At 69.3% G+C, this 21960-nt stretch carries 17 protein-coding genes and 3 tRNA genes; 12 read left to right on the top strand and 8 right to left on the bottom strand.

What is annotated here, in order from left to right:
• Positions 1-48 precede the first annotated feature (48 nt).
• Complete coding sequence (locus ACFWEG_RS12110; RefSeq protein WP_387212702.1) at positions 49-348, bottom strand: YtxH domain-containing protein; 300 nt, start codon at positions 346-348, stop codon at positions 49-51.
• A 220-nt stretch (positions 349-568) separates the two neighbouring features.
• Between ACFWEG_RS12110 and ACFWEG_RS12105 the strand changes: the two genes are divergently transcribed.
• The 5 genes from ACFWEG_RS12105 (at position 569) to ACFWEG_RS12085 (ending at position 2993) form a co-directional block, all read left to right on the top strand.
• A tRNA-Asn gene (locus tag ACFWEG_RS12105) sits at positions 569-641 on the top strand.
• Between the two features lie 5 nt (positions 642-646).
• A tRNA-Asn gene (locus ACFWEG_RS12100) sits at positions 647-719 on the top strand.
• Between the two features lie 203 nt (positions 720-922).
• Positions 923-996 (top strand) — tRNA-Ile (locus ACFWEG_RS12095).
• Positions 997-1101: 105 nt separating this feature from the next.
• On the top strand, positions 1102-2343 hold the full coding sequence (locus tag ACFWEG_RS12090; RefSeq protein ID WP_387212699.1) for a tyrosine-type recombinase/integrase: 1242 nt from the start codon (positions 1102-1104) through the stop codon (positions 2341-2343).
• A gap of 95 nt (positions 2344-2438) precedes the next feature.
• A complete protein-coding gene (locus ACFWEG_RS12085; protein WP_387212696.1) occupies positions 2439-2993 on the top strand; it encodes a hypothetical protein in 555 nt (184 codons plus the stop codon).
• On the opposite strand, the gene ACFWEG_RS12080 is transcribed toward ACFWEG_RS12085, so the two are convergent.
• The 3 genes from ACFWEG_RS12080 to ACFWEG_RS12070 all read right to left on the bottom strand — a co-directional run bounded on the left by ACFWEG_RS12080 (position 2980) and on the right by ACFWEG_RS12070 (position 4721).
• Positions 2980-3561, bottom strand: a complete 582-nt coding sequence (locus ACFWEG_RS12080) for a hypothetical protein (RefSeq protein ID WP_387212693.1) — start codon at positions 3559-3561, stop codon at positions 2980-2982. The two genes, ACFWEG_RS12085 and ACFWEG_RS12080, sit on opposite strands and share 14 nt — an antisense overlap.
• Positions 3562-3595: 34 nt before the next feature.
• Entirely contained in the window at positions 3596-4006 is a 411-nt protein-coding gene (locus ACFWEG_RS12075) for a hypothetical protein (RefSeq protein WP_387212690.1), read from the bottom strand.
• A 208-nt stretch (positions 4007-4214) separates the two neighbouring features.
• Positions 4215-4721 (bottom strand): hypothetical protein, encoded by a 507-nt coding sequence (locus ACFWEG_RS12070; RefSeq protein WP_387212687.1) that lies wholly within the window; start codon positions 4719-4721, stop codon positions 4215-4217.
• Between the two features lie 741 nt (positions 4722-5462).
• Here ACFWEG_RS12070 and ACFWEG_RS12065 point away from each other — a divergent pair.
• The 5 genes from ACFWEG_RS12065 (at position 5463) to ACFWEG_RS12045 (ending at position 10823) form a co-directional block, all read left to right on the top strand.
• Positions 5463-6200: a DUF2786 domain-containing protein gene (locus tag ACFWEG_RS12065; RefSeq protein WP_387212684.1), complete on the top strand. Its 738-nt coding sequence runs from the start codon at positions 5463-5465 to the stop codon at positions 6198-6200.
• 169 nt (positions 6201-6369) lie between these two features.
• Positions 6370-7593, top strand: coding sequence for a hypothetical protein (locus tag ACFWEG_RS12060; protein ID WP_387212681.1), 1224 nt, complete (start codon positions 6370-6372; stop codon positions 7591-7593).
• 199 nt (positions 7594-7792) lie between these two features.
• Positions 7793-8683 (top strand): hypothetical protein, encoded by an 891-nt coding sequence (locus ACFWEG_RS12055; protein WP_387212678.1) that lies wholly within the window; start codon positions 7793-7795, stop codon positions 8681-8683.
• Between the two features lie 112 nt (positions 8684-8795).
• The gene (locus ACFWEG_RS12050; protein WP_387212675.1) at positions 8796-9209 is read left to right on the top strand and encodes a DUF6409 family protein; all 414 of its coding nucleotides are present in this window, start codon (positions 8796-8798) and stop codon (positions 9207-9209) included.
• A gap of 960 nt (positions 9210-10169) precedes the next feature.
• Positions 10170-10823 (top strand): hypothetical protein, encoded by a 654-nt coding sequence (locus ACFWEG_RS12045; protein WP_387212672.1) that lies wholly within the window; start codon positions 10170-10172, stop codon positions 10821-10823.
• Positions 10824-10875: 52 nt separating this feature from the next.
• Here ACFWEG_RS12045 and ACFWEG_RS12040 read toward each other — a convergent pair whose 3' ends face one another.
• The gene (locus ACFWEG_RS12040; protein WP_387212669.1) at positions 10876-11349 is read right to left on the bottom strand and encodes a Pycsar system effector family protein; all 474 of its coding nucleotides are present in this window, start codon (positions 11347-11349) and stop codon (positions 10876-10878) included.
• A gap of 187 nt (positions 11350-11536) precedes the next feature.
• Between ACFWEG_RS12040 and mobF the strand changes: the two genes are divergently transcribed.
• Positions 11537-15499 carry a MobF family relaxase gene (gene mobF / locus ACFWEG_RS12035; protein WP_387212666.1) on the top strand — a complete coding sequence of 1321 codons (3963 nt, stop codon included), beginning with the start codon at positions 11537-11539 and terminating at the stop codon, positions 15497-15499.
• 187 nt (positions 15500-15686) lie between these two features.
• Positions 15687-18317 carry a valine--tRNA ligase gene (locus ACFWEG_RS12030; protein WP_387212663.1) on the top strand — a complete coding sequence of 877 codons (2631 nt, stop codon included), beginning with the start codon at positions 15687-15689 and terminating at the stop codon, positions 18315-18317.
• A gap of 367 nt (positions 18318-18684) precedes the next feature.
• On the opposite strand, the gene ACFWEG_RS12025 is transcribed toward ACFWEG_RS12030, so the two are convergent.
• The 3 genes from ACFWEG_RS12025 to ACFWEG_RS12015 all read right to left on the bottom strand — a co-directional run bounded on the left by ACFWEG_RS12025 (position 18685) and on the right by ACFWEG_RS12015 (position 21959).
• Complete coding sequence (locus ACFWEG_RS12025; RefSeq protein WP_387212660.1) at positions 18685-20136, bottom strand: protein kinase; 1452 nt, start codon at positions 20134-20136, stop codon at positions 18685-18687.
• 201 nt (positions 20137-20337) lie between these two features.
• Entirely contained in the window at positions 20338-21261 is a 924-nt protein-coding gene (locus tag ACFWEG_RS12020; RefSeq protein WP_387212657.1) for a glycosyltransferase family 2 protein, read from the bottom strand.
• Positions 21258-21959, bottom strand: a complete 702-nt coding sequence (locus tag ACFWEG_RS12015; protein WP_387212705.1) for a class I SAM-dependent methyltransferase — start codon at positions 21957-21959, stop codon at positions 21258-21260. Before ACFWEG_RS12015 ends, ACFWEG_RS12020 begins: the two co-directional genes overlap by 4 nt.
• Position 21960: the final 1 nt, after the last annotated feature.

The following is a 21960-nucleotide window of genomic DNA, read 5'->3' as shown; positions in this document are numbered from 1 at the left end:
GATCTCGGCTGAGCGGGCGCGCGGCCCTCCGCAGCCTGTCGGCGATCTCTAGGTGTTGGTGCCCCACTCGTCCGTGCCGCGGTGGGCGCTGCGCTCCCGGAGCGACCGGACGCGTCCGGCCACGGACTCCGGCAGCCGGTCGCCCACCTTGTCGCTGACGACGCCGTACGCCTTGCCGGCCACCTGCCGGCCGTTCTGCGCCGCCGACTCGGCGGCGTTGCGCACGGCAGGGTTCTGCGCGACCTGCCGCGCGGACTTCCGGATCTGCTCGTAGCGCTCACGGCCGGCCTTCGTGCCGAGCACGTAGCCCAGGGCCAGTCCGACGACGAACGAAAGTCGGTACCGCATGCCTGCCACCCTTCGGTTCTTCTCCAGCGATCGTCTGCGGGTGCCGCCTACCCCCCCGGACACGAGATCACCCCTGTCCGGGGCGGCTCTCCGAGAGCCCGCGGCCCGCAGCGATACCGATTGGCGAAGCACCCCCCTGCTTGCGCTAATGTATGTGTCGCAGCCGCAGCACGCCGCCCGGGTTCACCCAGGCAGGTGTGTACCGGCCGCACCGCAGCAATCCCCTGTAGCTCAATTGGCAGAGCAGCCGGCTGTTAACCGGCAGGTTACTGGTTCGAGTCCAGTCGGGGGAGCGCGATCCTCTGTAGCTCAATTGGCAGAGCAGCCGGCTGTTAACCGGCAGGTTACTGGTTCGAGTCCAGTCGGAGGAGCAGAAACGGGAGGGCCCCCGCGGGGGCCCTCTTCTCGTGCCCCCGTTCGTCCCCGTTCGTGTGACTTCCGCCCCGCCCGGAACCACCCGCCCGCCCCCGCAGTCCTCCTGGTCATGGCGATGTCGACCATCCGAGGCAACAGATCGTATGAACGGCTATGCTGCGGCAGACGGCGCGCACATATGTACGCGCCACGCCGACACGGGGCGGTAGCTCAGCCGGTTAGAGCAGCGGACTCATAATCCGTCGGCCGTGGGTTCGAGTCCCACCCGCCCCACCCATGCAGAATCGATCTGACCTGCGAAAACAGGTCGTATCGAGGCATGCCTCCAGTGGTTTCGCCACACATTCGCCACACCGGCCCCCTCCTACGATGCTCGGTATGGCTTCGATCAAGACCTACAGCCGGGCCGACGGCGGCCTCACGTACTCGATCATCTGGCGCTCCGGCGGCTCCCGCACAGGGGACTGGCAGCGTGAGAGCTTCGATGACGAGGCGTCCGCCAAGCGCTTCCGCGACCTCGTCAACGGTCACGGACAGCAATGGCCGCCGGGGTGGGTCAAGGGCAAGGGCTTCGTCACGGCGGACGAGCCTCCGCTCCCGGACGCCGAGCGCTTCCCGGTCTTCGCCCACGCCTACGTGGACCTGCTGACCGATATATCGGAGCACACGCGGATCAACTACACGCGCTTCATTGACAACCACATGATCCCGTGGTTCGGCGAGCTTTCCGTCTCCGACCGAGGGGCCAAGCTCGGCCGTGACCACGTCAGCCGGTGGATCCGGGACCTGCAGAACGGGATACCCGGCCCAGGTCACCCGGTGGGTACGAAGCGACGGCCGTACGCCCCGAAGACGATCGCCAACCTCCACGGCCTGCTGTTCAGCATCCTGCAGTCGGCCGTCACCGCCGACCCCGCCCTGCGCGACGCGAACCCCTGCGCACACACCAGGCTGCCGAAGGGCAACGACACCGAGGACGACGAGGTGTTCCTCGAGCCGGAGGAGTACGCAGTCCTCCGGCAGCACGTGCGCGCGGACGCCGTCGACATCGTCGACGCGCTGGTGAGCACGGGGCTCCGCTGGGGCGAGGTCACCGCGTTGCAGCCGCGGGACTTCACCTTCGTCTCGAAGCGGCCGACCCTGCGCGTCCAGCGCGCCTGGAAGCGCCGCGGTGAGGGCGGCGGCACGTTCCTGGGCTCCCCGAAGACCAAGAAGTCTCGCCGCACCCTCGTCCTCACCCCCGAGCAGGTCCAACTCTTCCAACGCCGCTGCCTCGGCAAGCAGCCGACCGACCTGCTCTTCACCGCCCCCGAGGGCGGCGCCTGGCACTCCGGCGTCTTCTTCGCCCACCGCTGGAAGCCCGCCCTCGACGCCGCCAACACCGCCGGCCTGACCAAGCGCCCCCGCATCCACGACCTCCGCCACACGCACGCCTCGTGGCTCATCGCCGGGAAAGTCCCCCTGCCCGTCATTCAGGCCCGCCTGGGCCACGAGTCGATCACGACGACCGTCGACCGGTACGGGCACCTGTTGGAGTCCTCGGACGACGAGGTTGTGGCGGCTGTGAAGTGGGCGATGGGGGCGGCGGAGCCGCAGCGTGCCCTCTCCGAGGCGGCCTGACGGCCGGATTGTTCGTGGGCGGGTCTCACGGCGTTCAGCACTGAGCTGGGCAGTGCCGGGGTAGGCCGCTTCCATCAGAGCGGGGGAGGCGCGAAGTGGACGCGAGCATTGCAGCAATACTCGGTGCCGCGATCGGTGCGGTAGGCGGTCTCGGGGGAGGTCTTCTCACCGTCAGAGCGCAGCTTCGAACTGTTGCTGCCCAGCATCGTGCTGACGAGAAGCGCTGGCTCGCAGACGTGCGGCGCGGGACGTACACGGACTTCGTGACGTGCACGAAGCAGTTGTCCAACGCGATCTGGAAGGCGTCCGACTCGCTCCACGGAGATGAGGCGCCTGAAGCCTGGGAGGACAGCTTCCGCAGCGTGCACGATGCCTGGACGCAGTTCAGCGCGGCGTCTGCCGCCGTCACGATGGCCGGCCCCCATGCGGTATCGGCTGCTGCTGAGGAACTGCGTCGGTCCATGAGGAACTGGGAGATGCTGACCGGGTCCTGGATCCGCGCCTCGGTCGGACAGGGCATCGGGCAACTCGAGCACTACGACGAGCGGTTCATGGCGGCCTTCGAAGCAAAGAGGCCCCTGGAGGAGGCGTTCCAGTTGGCTGCGCGGCGGGCTCTCGGAACCGAAGGGGATGCCGTCACCACAGGCTGAGCGGTCGCCCGTCGGCGACGGCGGCGCTGACACGATCTGCCGTCTGCGTACTTGACTCGCTCCTAGCCAATCCGGCGCGGATGGCGGCACCGATCGTGCGGGATCGCCCGGCTGGGCCGCGCAGGTCGGCGAGGGGGCTGTTCGGGTCGCGGCGGCGGGTGAGCCATTCGGCGCGGTTATCCGCTGGTGTGCCGAGGCGGAGGTGGGTGGGCTGTTGGCAGGAGTGGTTGTCGCAGGTGTGGCAGACGGTGGGGTGATCGGTGCCCCAGCCGAGGCGGGGAATGATGCCGTGGGCGAGTTGGTAGCCGTAGAGGTGGTCGGGGACGGTACCGCGGCGGGTGCGGCCGGGGCGGGAGGCGGCGCGGAAGCTGGCGTGGCCGGTGCTGGAGATCGCGCCGAGGAAGAACCAACAGTCGTCCGGTGACGAGGTGCGGTAGACCTTGGCCCAGTAGCGGGCGCGGACGGAGTTGTCGGCCAGCCCGGCGGCCCATTCGACGGCCGGTATGCGCAACGGGGTTGGCTCGCCGATGAGGGCGAGCTGTTCGTCCACGGGATCGGAGCCCGTCACCACCACAAGCGGGAAGAGTCCAGGGCTCAGCTCGTCAGCCGGCATCGGCAGGGGGGCCGTCGGGCGTGAAGTCCGGGCGCTTCGATGGCGAAGGTGGCGCCGCCGCTCGTAGGGTGCGGGTGCGGGCAGGGCGGGGGCGCTCGACGCGAGTCCGGAGCGTCTCGATCGCCTCCTTCGCGCGGGCGGCGGTAACAGACTTCGCCTCGCGTTCGAGCTCCTCGGTCGGCACGCCCAGGAGTTCCGAGACCAGAGCGGCGTCGTTGCCGAACAGTCGCAGCGCCACGGCGGTGGCTTCCCGGGCCGCGACGTCCGCCGCTTCCTTCGCGCGCGCCGCCTTCGCCGCTGCCTTCCGCGTGGTCAGCACGTTCGCCGCCGCCGCCTCCCGGGTCTTCGCCTGGAGCGCTTCGACCGCGCGTACCCGCCGTCGGAGCTCTGCAGCGCTCACCGTTGCTGCCGGAGTTGTGCCCACCTGGGCCCCCAGTCTTGTCCATGATCGGTGTTTGTCGCGCGCACCATACGCACAAGTCCGCGGACATCTCGAATCGAGGGATTCCTCGTGGACTTGCGATCCGGACAGACGCTGGGCGGCTTGTCCGCTCAGCCTTCGATTTAGTGGGCGTACGCCGCGATTTTTCCCAAGAACGGCCAGTCCGCTAAGGCTTGAGAAGGGTCTCGACGTCGGTGAATGTGAAGTCAGTCAGATACTCGCCCGGGTAGACCGTCAGAGCCATCTCTTTGCTCTCCTCCGGAACAATGAATGTGCTGTACCAAATCACCTTGTTTCCTGGAGCTACCCGCGTCGGGGCATTTTCACTGGTCTCTGTGCACATCTCTATTTCACCACCGCTGAACCCGCAGTCTGTCTCGGTGGCTTCACGATTCGGGCCTACGAAGAGCTCGGGGCTGGGTCCTGTGACTTCAAGAGGTAGTGGTGCGGATTCCTCTGCCATCTCCATCGAAACGCCCACCCGTATTAGTTCGTGCCCCGCAATGACCCCCGGCTGGCAGTCGCCGTCATCTGTGCATGTCACGCCTGCAGAGTCTGGGAGACGCTCTACTTTATGTATGCGAACCGTCAGGCCGTCAGGATAGCGAACGAATGATTCATCCTTCGTCTTAACCGACCCTTCGTAGTCAATGTCCTCTTCAGTTGTCGGCATGTCATATCCGGGCTCGCTGGGGTCGGCGGCATTCAGGGAAATATGCTGCCTTGCAGCCGCCCCTTGAGAGCGGGACTGTTCCCTTTCGCTGGTTGCGGAGCAGGTAAGCAGGACGCCTAGCGCGGCTCCCGCAGAAATGACGGCGGCTCGATGGTGGCGATGCGAACTCACGAGCTTCTCCTGTCGGAAACAGATCCCCTTCCAGCGTGCATCCGATCCCCGATGCTCGCGATGCCAGGGATCGACCTTGAGGCGTGTGGCTGCTCTATCCCCGCCCCCCGGGTAGTCGCGGACCGCATACCTCCCCTGTGTTGGACACGCCTCCGGCGGGTCCTCCCTCGGAGGGGGCGGGGGCGGCTTGTTCGGGTGCGGGCGCGTCGTGGGCGCGGGTGGGGCGGAGTTCCCTCCTCGGCCGGACACCCAGGGGGCGTACCAGGAACCCGGGCGCGGCGTCCAGGCCGAGCCGCTGCGCGGTCGCTGCGCGAGCCAGGACACCGCGCCCGGAACCCTGGTACGGCGGAGCTGTCCGACCGAGGAGGGAACCCCGCCCGGCGTCGTGGTGGGCGCGGCCCGGCCGAGCGGGTGCGGGTCGTACGGGGAAAGTCGCAGGTCATAGGCGGTGAGAGGTTGCAACGCACGTCATAACATGGTTTAATTAAACATGTCGAGAGGGGAGGGCAACCCCCGACCGACACGGGCGGGCCGACCGGCCGCCGACAACCTCTCACCAGGAGAACGCGCATGGGCACCACACAGACGTCCGCGAAGCTCGAAACGATCCGCGCCCTTCTCGCCAAGGCCGAGGACCCGCGCGCCCCCGAGGCGGAAGCCGAACTCGCCCGCAAGCGCGCGTTCGAGATGATGGCGAAGTACGGCGTCGAACAGGCGATGGTCGGCGACGCGAACCCGTCCGGCGACGTGCCGACCGACCGCAAGATCGTGCTGGACAACCCCTGGGCCATGGAGCGGGTCCGGCTCATCCACCGCATCGCGACCGCGCTCGGCTGCGAGATGATCCACCTCGGGCGGAACGGCGACGGCCCGGCCCGCAGCGTCCACGTCTTCGGGTACGAGAGCGACCTCCAGCGCGTCGAGCTGCTCTACACCTCGCTCCTGCTCCAAATGAACGGCGGCCTCGCCGCCCAGACCGTCCCGCCGGGCCAGGGGGCCCGCGCATGGCGCCGTTCCTGGCTCCTCGGCTTCGTCAACCGGGTGGGCGACCGCATCGAGGAGGCCGAGCGCGGCGCCCGGGAGGCGGCGCGCGGCGCGACGACCGCGACCGGCCGCAGCGCGGCCCTGGTCCTCGCCGACCGCAAGGCCGTCGTCTCCCGCAACTACCACCAGGCGTACCCGCGTTCGCGGAAGAGCGGTAGCACCACGGTCACAGGCAACGGGTACGGGGCCGGGTGGTCCGCCGGTGGCCGCGCCGACATCGGCGGCAAGCGGATCGGCCGTACGGCGAGGTCCATCACCGCGTAGTCGCACACAGGCCGGGGGCAGCCGTCGCGCCGCCCCCGGCCAGCGAGCGCGCGAGTCGGAGGGGCGGCAGCTTCCCCTCCCCGGGCCGTAGCCGGCCCCCACCCCGGCCGTACGCGGAGGGCAACCCGCGCGGCCGGGCCCGCATCTCTCACCAGCAGGAGCACCCGCGATGACCAGCGCAGCCATGCAGTTTTCCGTCCCCGCCACGGCGGAGTCCCACGTCCGGCGGCTCGTCGAGGCGGCCAACGCCCGCGCCGCCGTCCACCACCTCAGCGCGTACGCGCTCGACGTCTCCGAGCCGTTCCTCTCCGACTACCGCGACGTTGACGGCCGTCTGATCGGGCAGCGTCCCACCGTCACCGTGACGATCGCCGGTGACGTTCCGCGTCACGACGGCTGGACCGTCGTCGCCCGGCTCGACCATGACGACGAGGGCGAGACGATCACCAGCCTGTTCCCTGGTCTGTCCGAGCGGGACGCCGAGGCCGCGAGCCGGTACCGCGCCGTCGCGAACCTCTGCCATGGGTGCGCCGTCGCCCGCCACCGCACCGCGACCTACCTCGCGCGCCACGAGAGCGGCGAGATGGCGCAGTTGGGCACGACGTGCGTCGAGCCGTACACCGGGCTGCCGATCAAGGGCCTTGAGGCGCTGTGGCGGTTCGGCAGGCTGAAGGACGCCGACTGGGACGAGGACGGCGGCGAGGGCGGTTATCCCGCCGACCTGCGGGTCGCCGTGCTCGAGGTGCTGCGGGTGACCGCCGCCATCGTGAAGGCCGAGGGCCGCTTCTACGCCCGCTCGGAGGAGTGGACGCACGCCATGCCGACCGCCGACGGCGTCGAGGCGTACTTCTTCGACCGCAAGGCGCCGCAGGAGTGGCGCGACGGACTCGACGCCGACCAGGACGCCCCGCGGACCGCTGCTGCGGTGAGGGCGTGGGCGGTCGAGGGGTACGGCAGCCTCTCCGACTACCGCCACAAGGTCGGCCAGCTGACCAAGGACGAGACCGTCGCCCCGCGCCACCTCCCGACCCTGGTGTCGGCCATCGCCGGGTGGCGCCGCGACCAGGGCAGGGAGGCCGCCGAGCAGGCGGCCCGGAGCAGCCGACCGCAGGGTGCGGTGGGGGAACGGCTTACCAGGAACGCGACTGTCACGACCGTGATCGAGTTGGAGGGCCGCACGTACGGCTACCAGTCGCAGCGGCGTCGGCTGGTGAAGTTCCAGGACGGCGACGGGAACGTGTTCATTTGGTTCAGCAGTGCCGCCGATGTTCCCGACCAGGGTGACGAGGTCGAGTTGACCGGCACGGTCAAGGACCACGGCGTGTACGGCGAGACGGCGCAGACCTTCCTTACCCGATGCCGCGTTGCCGAGCGCGGGCCGGTAGCGGCGTGAGGTGACGGTGGGGTGGCTGGGGAGTGCCCGGCCGCCCCACCGGCCGAGAGGCGCGTCGGCCGAGCCGCGGATGCGAGCCCCGGTGCTGACGTCGCGCATTGCCGGTTCGTGCATAACATGGTTTAATTAAATATGCCGGACGGGGAGGGTAATGCCCCGGACGGTCTCGAAGATCCATCTCTCACCAGGAGGGTGCAGCATGCCCCGCAAGCTGAAAATGACCGACGAAGAGCGCCGCGCCTACAGCGCCAGGATGCGCGGTGAGCTGGAAATGGTGATGGACCGCGCGTACGGCGCGATGGTCGCGAGCGAAGAGTTCTGGACGGGCGTGATGCGCACCGCCGCGACCCTGGCCGACCGGAGCGCCGTCAACTGCGTCGTCATCGCCGCGCAGTTGCCTGACGCCACGGACGTGCGGTCGTCCGGAGAGTGGCGCAAGGCCGGCCGATTCCCCGCGAAGGGGTCTACGTCCATCCGTATCTGGACGCCGATTCGGCGAAGGTCGGAAGCCGACCAGGCCGCGACGGCTGCGGGCGACGGCCGCCAGCAGTCGCAGCCCGAGGCCGCGCCCGTGGACGGTGAGCGCGAGGGTCGGCGGGTCTCCGGCTTCAAGGCCGGGCCCGTGTTCGACGTAAGCCAGACCGACGGCGAGGCGTACGAGCAGCCCGCTGCCGTCCCGCACGCGGCGGAGGTCGTGCGTGACCTCCTGGTCGACCAGTACCGGGAGGCGTACGGCGAGGACCCCGAGCGCTCCGGCGGGTACGACTTCGACCGTGTGACCGCGGAACACGCCGCGCGCGTCCTGCTGTACGGGCACGCGTGGCGGCGCATCGACGAGGAGGACGCCCTGATTCCCGGGCAGCGGGCCGCCGAGGTCGCCTCGGCGGCGCACGTTGCCGCGCTCATGCTCGGCGTCACGCCCGGTCCGGCCGACGTGCCGCAGTTGGCGGGCGTCGTCGCCGCGGGCAAGAAGCCCCCGATCCATGAATCCGCCGTGCGGGTCATCGAGGCGGGCCGGGACATCGCCCGGGTCGTGCTCGCAGCTGCGGAGCGTCGGGGTGAAGCTGTCGGCGCTTCCCCCGTCAGCTAAAACGTGGCTTAATTAATAGTGCCGCAAGGGGAGGGCAACCCCTGATCGGCGCGCCGCCGGGGTCGACCGGCCCCGGCGGAACTCTCACCAGACAGGACGCGAGATGTTCGGCATGCGCGAGACCCCCACCGTCAAGGACTTCACCACCGCCACGCTCGTCGTGGCCGGCCCGTGGCTCCGAGGCCGCCAACTCGACGCCCGCCCCGGGGTCGTCGTCGGCCCGTTCGGCGGGCCGGAGTCCGCGGACGAGGCCACCATGGCGCTCGTCTGGTACTTCACCCTCGGCGCACCGGAGCCGGGCGACACGGTCCAGGCGATGCTGCCGACCGAGTTGACCCTGCTGGACGACACGCTCGCCACGATGCACCCGGACGCGTTCCGGGACCTCGCCCGCGATCTGCGCCGCGGGTGGTTCGTCGGCGAGGACGGGGACGCGCTCCGGGGCGCCGTGCGGCGGGCCTGGCGGGAGCGTGCCGGGCTGGCCGAGGCGGACCCGGCCGGGCGCCACACGCTTCATCGCGGGTGATCATGAGGCCGCCGGTCCGGGGGGCAGAGGCTTCCCCCGGGCCGGCGGTGGGCGCCGCATCGACGCGAAGCGGGCCAGGTGCGCTCATCGCAGCCGGCCCCGATATCGACGGGTGGCCGCTGAGGACGCGCCCCGCGGGGGCGCGGCAGCCCATGTCGTCGCGCAGGCGCGACGACCCGCGAGCCGCTCGTCCCTCACGACCCGCGCCCGTGGTGCGGCCGCGTTGTCGAAGCGCGGACCGTCCTTTGGGCGGGTCCCGAGCCTGCTTCGGCGAGGACGGGTCTCGCGACCAGCGTGATCGTTCGTTCCGCTGAGAAAGTCCTGATCACAGGACACCGTCGACCACCGTCTGCTGCAATGGGCTCTGTAGTTGAGTTGTGTACTACGCATCAATCGGGGGGACGGATGCGCAACAGGGGATGTAGCCGTGCAGGCTGCGGAAACTCGCCGAAGAGGAAGCCGTTCGATGAGGGGGTCTTCTGCGGCCCATGCCATCGGGAGCTGCACGGCTCACCCTCGGCGCGAAGCTTCAGCGGCCATGTCGAGCGGCTGAAGGCCCAGATGAAGCGAGAGGCCGAGTGGAGGCCTCGACTTGGACCGGTCTCGCAGAAGACGGCGGACGCTGTCCGGAAGGGCACGGCACTGAAGTCGCCAGCCCCACTTCCGGGCCGAAGTGCCGCCTGGTGGGAGTTCGACGCCTGACCCTGGAATGTCAGGTTTGCTGGAGGCACTCGCCGAGTAGCGAAGTGGGACGCGCAGATCGGGAGCAAAGTGGTTTAATTAAAACCAAGGCAGGATGACGGCCAGCGCGCAAGGGGCAACAAGGCGCTGGCCGTCCGTGTTCTCTCACCAGAAAGAACATGTCCCATGCTACGACCGGTACGCAGCCAGCCGGGTCGTCGCGTCTGGAGACCTCGCGGTGCTCCATCGAGTGATCAGCACCCTAAACAGGAGTCGACCGTGGCCAGCGATGCCGACCGCACGCTCTACTCGAGAGCCGACCTGCGCAAGGTCCACGCGCTCAGCGAACCCACCCTCCAGAACCTCTGGAGCGACCGGGCGAACAACGGGCATCCGCCCGTCGCGAAGACCGTCAACGGCGTCATGCACTGGGACGCCGACGCCTGGGCGACCTGGCACCACGAACTCCAGCGCCGCCGCGCCGCCGCGAACACCACCAACCCGCCGAAGCTCGACGGCGACCCCGACGAGCTCGTCGGGCCGGCCGAAGCGGCGAAGGTCTGCGGTTTCGCCAACTCCGCCACTGTCTCCCACTACGTGCAGAACCCGCCCGAGGGCTGGCCCGAGCCCGACGACTGGGACGAGCTCCCCACCCGCCGGCGCCCGAAGTGGAAGCGCTGGCGGCTGTGGCGGTATGTGGCGGAGCGCAAGGGCCGCGGCCACGCCGGCGGCAGGCCTGCGGGCCGACGCGGGGTGGCCTACCCCTACCAGGGAGACGAGCGCTTGACCCTCGCACGGCAGGCGATCGCGGCGAACCCGGGTGCGACGAACGCCGAGCTGATCCCCCAGCTCCAGGAGCAGGCTGAGAAGGCCTACTCCCGGCCGACCTGGAACCTGATCCTCAAGTCTGCGCGTCAGCATCCTGACGGCTGATTGCGTGCTGCATCCGCACAGCAGTCAGCTCGTGCCCTCTCGCGAGCCTGTCTCATAAGAGAAGCGCGAGCAGGCCCGCCACGAACAGCAACACCACTCCGGCCAGTATGAAGTTCACGGCGATGCGGAGTTTTCGGAACTTGGCTTTCACGGCACGGGCTAGGAACGCGACACGCTCGGCCCGGAGATCGATGCGCATATGAGCTCGCAAAGCGGCGGGTTGCATGACCGCCCAGCGCGACCAGCCCTCGGCCGAGACATCGTCGATGTGCACAGGGCGGACCGTCATGAGCAGCACCACACTGGCGACCATCAGGCATGTGGCGCCGAGCGCTCCAATGATGAGCACGGCGAGAGCCTGATCGCTGTGGTCCCGAGTGACGACGAAACCCAGGCCGACGCTACTCAAAGCGAGGGCGATGTTCGCTTTCGCGTCGGCCCGAACCAGCTCACTGGTGACTGTTCCAAGAGCGTCGTTCAAATTTTCCGAGGTGCGATCGACAGCGCCGTTGGGCTCTCCGGTCATACGACCCCCGTTCGTCGTAGGTGAGACGTTCGAGAGCTCCTTGCGGTTCTACATGGAGAGCCATGCTGCGCGGAGACCGCAATTCAAGGACCAAGGTATCGTCACTTCGTGACGATACAATCGGCCAAGCTGGCTGAAACCAGTCCTCGTTGTGCGGGAGGTGCGCGGGCCTTTGGGCTGGGTGACCATGATCGGTCCGTCCGACGAGCAGGTTGAGTACCGCCTGACCGGCGGCCACGGCTGTGGGAAGCACACGACGGTCGACGTGGCCCCGCTCGTCGCAGCCGTCGAAGTCCAGGCCGAAGCGGCTGGTACGCCCGTCGCCACCTTGCTCGGCTCGCGCGAGGCCAAGCGCGCCTTCTTCCGCGCTCGTGGGCTCACCCGCAGCGCCGGCTCGGCGAGGCTCGCAGGGTTCGACGCCGTCGAGGTTGCCGCAGCGGCGGGGCTCGACGCCCGCGAGCTGTACGGCGAGCAGACGCTTCCGCGGGCGTCCGTTGACGGCCAGGTCGACTACCACCTGGACGCCGGCGAACGCCCCCTCGTATGGATCGGCGGCGGCCTCACCGAGTTCGGCATCGAGCCCGGAAGCCTCCTCGCCCCCGAGCAGTTCCAGGCCGCCCGTCGCATCATGCACGGCGAGGCCCCCCGAACCGGCCAGACCCTCGTCGAGCCCAAGCTCGCCATCGCGTCGGCCGCGAAGCTCCCCGCGGCCCCGATGGTCCGCGCGATTCGTCGCGCTGCCGCCGAGCGCAGCGTGGACCCCGCGTCGCTGCTGGACTCCCAGCGCAAGCGGGACGCGTTCCGGCGGATGGAAGGCCAGCTGAAGCGGTTCGGGGAGTCGCATCGCGTCCCGGCGTCCACGCTGCTCAAGCTCGCCGACGCCGTCGAAATCGATGCCGTCGACCTGTACGGCGAGGACGCGGTGGAGAAGGCCATGACCGCCGAGGCGGGTGGCCGCCTAGACGCGCGCCCACTCCTCCGAGCGATCGGGGATCGCGTCGCAGAGACCGGCCGAGAGCCCGCTGACCTGTTCGCCTCGGCGTCCATGAAGCGGCGCTACACCCAGACCACGCGCGAGGGCGAACGCCGCCTTCGCGACCTGCCCATGGACGTACGCGAGGCCGTCGCCATGGCCACCGCGGCCGGGCTCGTACCTGGGGACGTGTGGGACGCCGAGGAGATCAAGGCCGCCCTCCTCGAAGGCCGCGTCCAGGTCGGCAACCTCGGCGCCGACGTCACCCTGGACCTCGCGAAGTCGAAGTCCGCGTTCCTCGCCTACGCGCCGGAGGAGATAGCCACCCGCGTCGAGGGCATCTACACCTCCGCCGGCCGCGAGTCCATCACCGCGCTGGAGCGGTGGACGGCCTACGGCATGCGCGGTCGCCACGGTGACGGCGAGGAGGCGGCGACGGTCGGGACGAGCGGATTCTCCGGCTGGATGATGGTGCACCGCGCGGCCCGTCCCGTGGACGGCGCACCGTACGGTGACCCGCACTTCCATCTGCACTTCACCCTGGCCAACATGGTCAAGGGGACGGACGGCCAGTGGTCCACCGTCGCCGGTGGAGGCCGCGACCTCCACCGTCATGCCCGCGCGACGCAGTCCCTCATGAACGCGCGCATCCGCCGGGAGCTGACCGACGAGTTCGGCATCGGCTTCCGTCGCGAGGAGCGGACCGGCGCGTGGGAGATCGCGGCGATCCCCGAGGCCACGATCCGCCTGTTCAGCAAGCGCGACAGCCAGGTCCGGGACCTGCTGACAAAGCTCGGCATCGACTACGACAGCGCGACGACGCGCGAGCGCACCGCCGCGTCGACGGCGTCCAAGGCCGCGAAGAACGGCGAGGCCGCCGGGGTCGGGGACGACGTCCTGCGCTCGTACTGGCAGGCCGAGGGCCGCGCGGCCGGCGACGACCCCGACGCCATCGCGGCCGACGCGATGGAGCGGATTCGCGCGGACCAGAACCTCGGGCTCGACGAGCTGTGCGCCCACGTCTTCGACCCCAAGACTGGCCTGACCAGCCACTCCAAGGACTTCACGCACGCCGCCGCGATCGCCGCCGTCCTCGACGCGCTTCCGTACGGGGTCGCCACCGCCGAAGAGGGCGAGCAGCTCACCGACGCAGTCCTGCGGCACGCCGGATACGCGGTCCAGCTCACCCCGCGCGGTGCCCAGCACTTCGCGCACGCCGACCGGTACACGACGGCGGACGTCGTCGCTGCGGAGACCCGGATCGTCACCGAGGCCACGACCCGACTCGACGAGCGGACGGCCGTGGTCGGCCGCGACACGGTCGACATGGCCCTGTCCACCGTCGAGGCCCAGCACGGCGGCACGTTCGCGTTCTCCGACGAGCAGCGCGCGGTTCTCGAGCGGCTGCTGACCGCCGGACACGGGGTCGACGCCGTCGTGGGCGTCGCCGGCTCGGGCAAGACCACGATCATGAACACCGCCCGTCAGGCATGGGAGGCTGACGGACTCGTTGTCGCAGGCGCAAGCACGGCGGCCGTCGCCGCGGCGAACCTCAAGGCCGAGGCCGGCATCGAGTCCCGCACCCTCACGTCCTGGCTCACCGGCATCCGCGCGGGTGGCACCGGCCTCAACGGCGTCGACGTACTGGTCGTCGACGAGGCCGCGATGTGCGACGACCGCGACATCGCCGAGCTGCTCGCGCACGCCGCGACGACCGGCACGAAGGTCGTCGGCATCGGCGACCCCAAGCAACTGCACTCGCCCGGCATCGGCGGCTCCTTCGCCGCCGTGCACCACCTGGTCGACGGGCTCAGCCTCACCGAGAACTACCGGCAGAAGGACCTGGCCGAGCGCCGAGCGCTGGAGCTGTGGCGCGACGACAACCGCGTCGATGCCCTCCGCACCTTCGCCCGAACCGGCCGTGTCCACGCCCTCGCGGACAAGGACGAGACCCTCGCCGCCATGCTCGCCGTCTGGTCCGAGAAACGCGCTGCGCACACCGACGACCACACCGCCGTACGGCAACTCCTCATGCTCGCCGCCACCAACGACATCGTCGACGAGCTGAACCTCGGCGCCCGCGCCCTCCGGAAGGCCAACGGCGATCTCACCGGTCCCGAGTACGCGTACTCGCTGCCGGGCGGGGGCGAGCTGACGCTGTCCGTTGGCGACCAGGTGCTCCTCCGGGTGAACGACTACCGGGGCAAGCGGAGCCGAGGCGAGAGCGAGGACGTGCTCAACGGTCTCCGCGGCGTCGTGCGAGCCGTGGACGAGGACCGGCGGGTCCTGGTCGAGTGGCGCGAGAAGAATGCCGACGGCCACCGAGACGTCGCCGAGTGGGTCGCCCCCGACTACATCGCCCAGGGCGGACTGAGCCTCGGCTACGCGATCACCGGCCACAAGTCCCAGGGCCTCACCGTTGAGGACGCCCTGGTGTACGGCCCCGGCGCGCAGGCGAACGCCCTCTACACGATGATGTCGCGGGACAAGAAGGAGTCTCACCTCTTTCTGCCGCTGGCGGTATACGAAACCGACGCTGACCGGGCGCGTGGGGGAGAGGTTGTCTCAGAGCAGGAGCAACTGGACCGTGCGGTCGCGGGCCTTGTTCGCGAGATCGAGAACGGCACCGAAGAGCGCATGATCCTGACCGAACTTCCCGCAGGCGCGGTCCCCGCAGAGGTGCGTGGAGCTATAGAGGATCTGCCCGCCCCTCGAGCGTCGAGAGCTTCCGAGCCGCACGACGCGGACGCTCCGCGGCCGACCGACCTGCAGGCCCCGACGGAGCTCGAGAACCCGACACCGTCATCGGGGCGTGCGGCGACGACCACCCGTCCCTACGCTCACCTCTCCGACGCGGCGCTGCGGGACGCCATGCGCAAGTCCGCTGCAGCGGCGCGAGCCACCAGGACCGCCGCCGAGAAGTCGGAGGCGGCAGGTGACACCCAAGACGCGGTCCGCGATCGAGGCATTGCGGACAGGGCCGAGGCCCGCCTGCAGGGACTCCTTGCCGAGACCGACAGCCGCGCGAGCGGCGGATCAGACATGGAGACGTCGACGGAGCTGCGGCCGTCGCGTCGCCAACATGGCACTGCGCCTTCGTACTCAGATCCGAGTCCGTACGACGTGAGCCATGGAGCCCGCGAGATGGAGGGGCCACCGATCTCCCCGGCCCCGTAGCGTCACGCCGACTCATCGACCGTGACGAGCCCCACAGTGCGGAGCGGTATGCTGACATCGGCCGCGCGGGCCGCGTTCTTGGTCACACATGAATCGTCGCCCGCGCGGCTTCCGCGTTCCCGGCCCCCGCCCCCGCAGGGGTGAAGCCCGGACGAGGCGGCCGCCGCGCGGCCCTAGACTGGCGCGCGTGACCGAGAACTCTCAGCGCCCCGACAGCGGGCCGAACAGCGTCCCCGAACTGCCGACCCAGTACGCGCCGGCCGAGGTAGAGGTACCGCTGTACGAGCGCTGGGTAGAGCGGGGTTACTTCGAGGCGGACGCGAAGAGCGAGAAGCCGGCGTACACGGTCGTCATCCCGCCGCCGAACGTCACCGGGTCGCTGCATCTGGGGCACGCCTTCGAGCACACGCTGATCGACGCGCTGACGCGGCGCAAGCGCATGCAGGGCTTCGAGACGCTGTGGCAGCCGGGCATGGACCACGCCGGCATCGCGACGCAGAACGTCGTGGAGCGCGAGCTCGCCAAGGAGGGCAAGTCGCGCCACGACCTCGGGCGTGAGGCGTTCGTCGAGCGGGTGTGGAAGTGGAAGGCGGAGTCGGGCGGGCAGATCGCCGGGCAGATGCGCCGCCTGGGCGACGGCGTCGCGTGGAGCCGCGACCGATTCACCATGGACGAGGGGCTGTCCCGCGCTGTCCAGACGATCTTCAAGAAGCTGTACGACGACGAGCTGATCTACCGCGCCGAGCGGATCATCAACTGGTGCCCGCGCTGCCTGACGGCCATCTCGGACATCGAGGTGGACTACCAGGACGACGACGGCGAGCTCGTCTCGCTGAAGTACGGCGACGGCGACGAGACGCTGGTCGTCGCGACCACCCGCGCCGAGACGATGCTCGGCGACACCGCCGTCGCGGTGCACCCGGAGGACGAGCGGTACGCGCACCTGATCGGCAAGCGGATCAAGCTGCCGCTGACGGACCGGTCGATCCCGGTCGTCGCCGACGCCCACGTCGACCCCGAGTTCGGCACCGGCGCGGTCAAGGTGACCCCCGCCCACGACCCGAACGACTTCGCGATCGGTCAGCGCCACGGCCTGGATTCGATCGAGGTCCTCGACGAGCGCGGCGTCATCACCGTCCACGGCCCGTTCCAGGGCCTGGACCGCTTCGAGGCGCGCTCGGCGATCGTCGCGGCCCTGCGTGCCGACGGCCGGATCGTCGCGGAGAAGCGCCCGTACACGCACTCCGTCGGGCACTGCTCGCGGTGCAAGACGACGCTGGAGCCGCGGCTGTCGCTCCAGTGGTGGGTGAAGGTCGAGCCGCTGGCGAAGGCGGCGGGCGACGCGGTGCGGGACGGGCGGGTCGATATCCACCCGGCCGACCTGTCGCAGCGGTACTTCGACTGGGTCGACAACCTCAACGACTGGTGCATCTCACGGCAGTTGTGGTGGGGCCACCGCATCCCCGTCTGGCACGGCCCGAACGGCGAGACCGTGTGCGTCGGCCCCGACGAGCAGCCGCCGTCGGGCGAGGGCTGGACGCAGGACCCTGACGTCCTCGACACGTGGTTCTCGTCCGGGCTGTGGCCGTTCTCCACCATGGGGTGGCCGGAGCGGACGCCGGACCTGGCGAAGTTCTACCCGAACTCCGTCCTCGTCACCGGCTACGACCTGCTGTTCTTCTGGATCGCCCGGATGATGATGTTCGGTATCTACGCGATGGACGGCGAGGTCCCCTTCCGCACGATCGCGCTGCACGGCATGGTGCGCGACGAGCACGGCAAGAAGATGTCGAAGTCCTTCGGGAACGTCGTCAACCCGCTGGACTGGATGGACAAGTACGGCTCCGACGCCGTCCGCTTCACCCTGGCCAAGGGCGCCAACCCCGGTACCGACGTGCCGATCGGCGAGGACTGGGTGCAGGCGTCCCGGAACTTCGCCAACAAGATCTGGAACGCGACCCGCTTCGCGCTCATGAACGGCGCGACGGTCGAGGGCGAACTCCCGCCCGTCGAGGCGCAGTCGGCCACCGACCGGTGGATCCTGTCCCGCTTGAACACGGTCGTCGCCCAGGCGGACGCGTACTACGAGGACTACCAGTTCGCGAAGCTCGCCGACGCGCTCTACCACTTCGCGTGGGACGAGGTCTTCGACTGGTACGTCGAGCTGTCGAAGACCACGTTCTTCGCCGGCGGTGAGCAGGCGAAGGTGTCCAGCCGGGTCCTCGGCGAGGTCCTGGACGTCACCCTGCGGCTGCTGCACCCGATCGTCCCGTTCGTCACCGACACCCTGTGGACGACGCTCACCGGCGGAGAGTCGCTCGTCGTCGCCGACTGGCCCAAGGACAGCGGCTTCCGCGACGCGGCGGCCGAGGCGGAGATCGAGAACCTCCAGCAGGTCATCACCGAGGTCCGCCGCTTCCGCGCCGACCAGGGACTCCAGCCCGGCCAGAAGGTGCCGGCCCGCCTCGACCTGTCGGGCACCTCGCTCGCCGCGCACGAGGCCGCCATCCGCCAGCTGCTGCGTCTCCAGCCGGAGGGCGACGGCTTCCACGCGACGGCCACCCTGCCCGTCGCCGGCGCCACCGTCGCCCTGGACCTTTCCGGGACCATCGACGTCGCGGCCGAGCGCAAGCGCCTGACGAAGGACCTGGACGCGGCGCGCAAGGAGAAGGCCCAGGCGGAGGGCAAGCTCGGCAACGAGGCGTTCATCGGCAAGGCGCCGGACCACGTCGTCGAGAAGATCCGCGGCCGCCTGGCGAAGGCGGAAGCGGATATTGCCCGGCTGGGCAAGCAGATCGAGAGCCTGCCGGAGGCGTAGCGGCATGACGATGCGGGCCCCGGACGATCGCACGTCCGGGCCCGTTTCATGTCCTTGCTGTTCGCGACAAGCGCTTGGTCGGAGCGGTTGCGCTCTCATGTCCAGGCGACGTCGGTCTGGCGTGAGCGCGGTGGTGCGGTACCGGCAGACCGCAACCGCAGTGGCCGCCATCTGCCATGCAGCCTTCTGCCGACGAATGCCGTTCCCCCGGAGTAGGGCACGCCCATAACCGTCGTAGTTGCCAGGGCGCAGCCGGCCGACCACGACCCGAAACGGTTCTCATCCACGAGGTGCCCCAGCCAAGGCGGGCTGAGTATCCGCCCCGCTACCCTCGCTCCTGGCAAGCAGATTTCGGATTCCAAATCGGCTACATCACCCGGCGGGACGCCATCTGAGCCTGATGCCACGTGCCCAATACCGCCGCCAGGAAGCTGGCTTGAGTATCCCGCTGGTTCCACGTGAACAAAATGCTGCGCTCATTATTAACCCACGACTTTGAGTTGTCTCCAGTACTCAAGCGCAGGTGCGGCGGATCGTTCTCGGTGGCGAGATGTACATAGCCGTTGACAAGGGGGGTTGCTGGTTTTTCGTGGGGCTTGAGCACGCTGGAAAAATAAGTGGTGGAGTCCTTATGTCCGGCAAGTTTGGCGATTCTGCTGCGGCGGATCTCGACGCGATCTGAATGGAGTGTGGCGACAGCCATATAGCCCTTGAAGATCCCCAGTTCGACCGTCGAGGGCGGGTAGGGGGTAACCGGGCGCAAGGGGTGAGGCGCGAGCGCTGCACTCTGCGTGGGCGCGGCATGCACCGGCACTTCGGCAGCCGACTGCACGGGAACTCCGCCGCTGTTCCCACCGGTCGGTGAGCTGACGGCGCCGGATCCCCGGAGCGTGGGTGAGTACGCCTTGGGCGCCTGCAGGACTGGGCCGACTGCGAGGGAACCGTCGTTGGTCGGGCTGGCGCGATCGATATCCCGGACCATCGGCGGATGCGTCGCAGTCTTCGGCGGCACCGGGGTGATGAGGGCGCGGAGACGGTCGCGTACTTCTTCGGCGTTGGCGGGCCGGTGGTCGGGATCCTTGGCAAGCAGCTCGAGTACGAGTTGGTCCAGCGCCGGTGGAATGTCAGGGCGGTGGGTGCTGGGTGGGGCCGGTTCGCGGCTGACATGGGCGAACATCAGCGCCGCACTGTCCAGGTCGCCAAAGGGCCGCATGCTGGTCAGGAGCTCATGGAGCATGCAGCCGAGGGAGTACAGGTCGCCACGGCCGTCGCCAGCCTTTCCCATGAGTCGTTCGGGCGGCATGTAGTGGAGAGTGCCGATGATACGGCTGGCCTCGGTGGCAGCGGTGATGTAGCGGGCGATACCGAAGTCGAGAATTTTGACCGTACCGCTGTCGGTGAGCATGACATTCGCGGGCTTCAGGTCACGGTGGACGACGTGCGCGGCGTGGGCCACAGCTAGGGCGTCGGCAGCCTGGGAGGTCCATTCGATGACATCAGTTATCTTGAGCGGTGCGTTGGCGCGCAGCACCTGGGACAAATCGCGCCCTATTACGCGTTCCATGACCAGATAGAAGGTGCCGTCGTGGTCTTGGCCGAGGTCGTGAATGGTGACTACACCGACGTGGGTTAGTCCGCCTGCGGTGCGAGCCTCGCGCAGGAACAGCTCCGTCCCGTCCGTACCGGACTGAGGTGGCAGGAGTTTCACCGCTACCTCGCGTTCGATGCGGGTGTCGACAGCTGTCCACACCTCGCCCATGCCACCCCGGCCCAGCATGGTGTTCAGGATGTAGCGGTCGGCAATGATTCTGCCGTCCATGTCGGGTCCCCTCCGCAGGCAATGGCGCCCGCCGCGAGGTGGGCCCGAGATTGTTCCTCCTCGCAGAGGGGTGCCCGCCGTGCACAGATACGTCTGGTACGACGATGCGGAGGGCGCGCCCAGCCCGAGGATGCACACACAATATGTGAACGAGTCATGAAGACATCAGTGCATGGGCCGCCCTCAGCTGGGAGTCAGGCTCTACGGGATGCCCAAACCCTCGAAGGGGCTCGACAGGGAGAAGTCCCGCTGGCGGGCGACCGCCAGAGCCTGATCGAGGTCGTACTCCGCCATGCGCATCAGGTCGGCCAGCCGGGACGGCTTCGCGGCGAGGACGTCGAGGGTAATGGCCTCGGCGGAGTCGTCGCGGGCAAGACGGCTCCGGAAGAGGTCAAGGTTCTGCTCGACGACGAGCAGGGTCATGTCGAACTCGGACACCTCGGCGTTGGAGACTCGTCTGGTGCGGGCGTGGACCCGGTACTCGTACAGGGGCCCGGCGATGCAGACGATGTTGTTCGCGGCCCCGGCGCGGAAGCGGCCCGCGAGGAGGTTCACGGCGAACGCCCAGTCGCCCCACTTGAGCACGCGGGGGTCGTAGAGGCCGCCGCGGACGGCGTCCTCGCGGCGGTGGACGATCGAGGTGGGGACGTGGTGCTTGCGGAGGATCAGCTCCTCGCGGCAGGGATACGAGGAGATGGTGAGGCCGTCGAAGTCGCCGATCATCCGCGACATCGTGTGGACGAAGGCGACGTGCGGCTGCGACCGGAGGAACTTGACGGCGCGGTCGGGATAGCTGCCGGCCGTCAGCAGCGGCGGGTCGGTCGCGAGCCGGTCGTCGGCGTCGAGCTGCATGACGTACGCGAAGGCCGCGGCGTTGATGCCGGCGTTCCGCGCGGCGTGGTGCCCGCTGTGTTCCTGGCGGAGGACGCGGACCTCGTCGCGCTCGGCGCAGCGCGCGATCGCGGCGAGCGTGCTCGGGTCGTCGGAGCCGTCGTCCACGACGAGGATCTCGTACGGGAACTGGTGCGGCTGGTCGATCAGGGAGTCGACGGCCTCGACGAGGTAGTCCCCGGAGTTGTGGCAGGGGACGACGAAGCTGATGCCTTCCGGCAGGGGCGGGGTCACGGTGCTTCCTTCCTGGGCGCGGGGGCGGCGGCGCCGCGGCGGTGGGCGACGACGGTGGCGCGTACGGCCTCGAAGTAGTTGCGGTCGGTGCGGCTGTCGCGCTCGGCGTGCTCGCTCCACGTGATCGACACGTGCCAGCCCCGGTAGACGCGGTCGACGAGCCGGCGGAGGGACTCGGGGGAGAAGTCGGCCTCGCCCTCGATCCGCTGGATCTGGCCCGAGCTGTCCGTGCGGGAGATGGCCGTGAAGACGTCGAGGTAGTGGCAGCTGTGCGGGTGGGACACCGCCACGGCCCGGCCGAGGAGCGACTCGACCTCGTTCTGCGCGAGGTAGTGCAACACGTCCTTGGCGACGACCACCCCGAAGGCGTCGCGGATCGGGTAGCGCTCGATGAGCTCCTCGACGACCTCGACGCGATCCGTCGGCTCGATGTGGTCGCGCAGCCGCTGTCGGAACGGCGCGCTCGGCACCTGGTCGACGGCGACGACGCGGAAGCCCGCGCGGGCGAGGGCGATCGTGTACGCGCCCATGCCGTAGCCCAGGTCCAGCGCCGAACGGGGCGTGGAGGCGCCGACCGTCGACAGGAAGCGGTTGAAGGCCGCCGAGGTGGGAGAGCGGAGGCCCTCCGCGGTGCTCTTGCCGTGCTCGACGGCGTCGGCGTAGAAGGCGCGTACGGACTCCTTGGAGCGAGGGCGCATC

It is taken from the genome of Streptomyces sp. NPDC060194 (assembly GCF_042728285.1).
In the GTDB taxonomy this organism is placed as follows: domain Bacteria; phylum Actinomycetota; class Actinomycetes; order Streptomycetales; family Streptomycetaceae; genus Streptomyces.
The sequence above is the reverse complement of the archived record's forward strand: the minus strand, read 5'-3'. Positions and strand labels throughout refer to the sequence as shown.

Bases quoted from the DNA above. Each gene is read 5' to 3' on its own strand.
- ACFWEG_RS12110 (WP_387212702.1), bottom strand. From the start codon at position 348: ATGCGGTACCGACTTTCGTTCGTCGTCGGACTGGCCCTGGGCTACGTG.
- ACFWEG_RS12090 (WP_387212699.1), top strand. From the start codon at position 1,102: ATGGCTTCGATCAAGACCTACAGCCGGGCCGACGGCGGCCTCACGTAC.
- ACFWEG_RS12070 (WP_387212687.1), bottom strand. From the start codon at position 4,721: ATGCCGACAACTGAAGAGGACATTGACTACGAAGGGTCGGTTAAGACG.
- ACFWEG_RS12065 (WP_387212684.1), top strand. From the start codon at position 5,463: ATGGGCACCACACAGACGTCCGCGAAGCTCGAAACGATCCGCGCCCTT.
- ACFWEG_RS12060 (WP_387212681.1), top strand. From the start codon at position 6,370: ATGACCAGCGCAGCCATGCAGTTTTCCGTCCCCGCCACGGCGGAGTCC.
- ACFWEG_RS12055 (WP_387212678.1), top strand. From the start codon at position 7,793: ATGCCCCGCAAGCTGAAAATGACCGACGAAGAGCGCCGCGCCTACAGC.
- ACFWEG_RS12050 (WP_387212675.1), top strand. From the start codon at position 8,796: ATGCGCGAGACCCCCACCGTCAAGGACTTCACCACCGCCACGCTCGTC.
- ACFWEG_RS12040 (WP_387212669.1), bottom strand. From the start codon at position 11,349: ATGACCGGAGAGCCCAACGGCGCTGTCGATCGCACCTCGGAAAATTTG.
- mobF (WP_387212666.1), top strand. From the start codon at position 11,537: ATGATCGGTCCGTCCGACGAGCAGGTTGAGTACCGCCTGACCGGCGGC.
- ACFWEG_RS12025 (WP_387212660.1), bottom strand. From the start codon at position 20,136: ATGGACGGCAGAATCATTGCCGACCGCTACATCCTGAACACCATGCTG.
- ACFWEG_RS12015 (WP_387212705.1), bottom strand. From the start codon at position 21,959: ATGCGCCCTCGCTCCAAGGAGTCCGTACGCGCCTTCTACGCCGACGCC.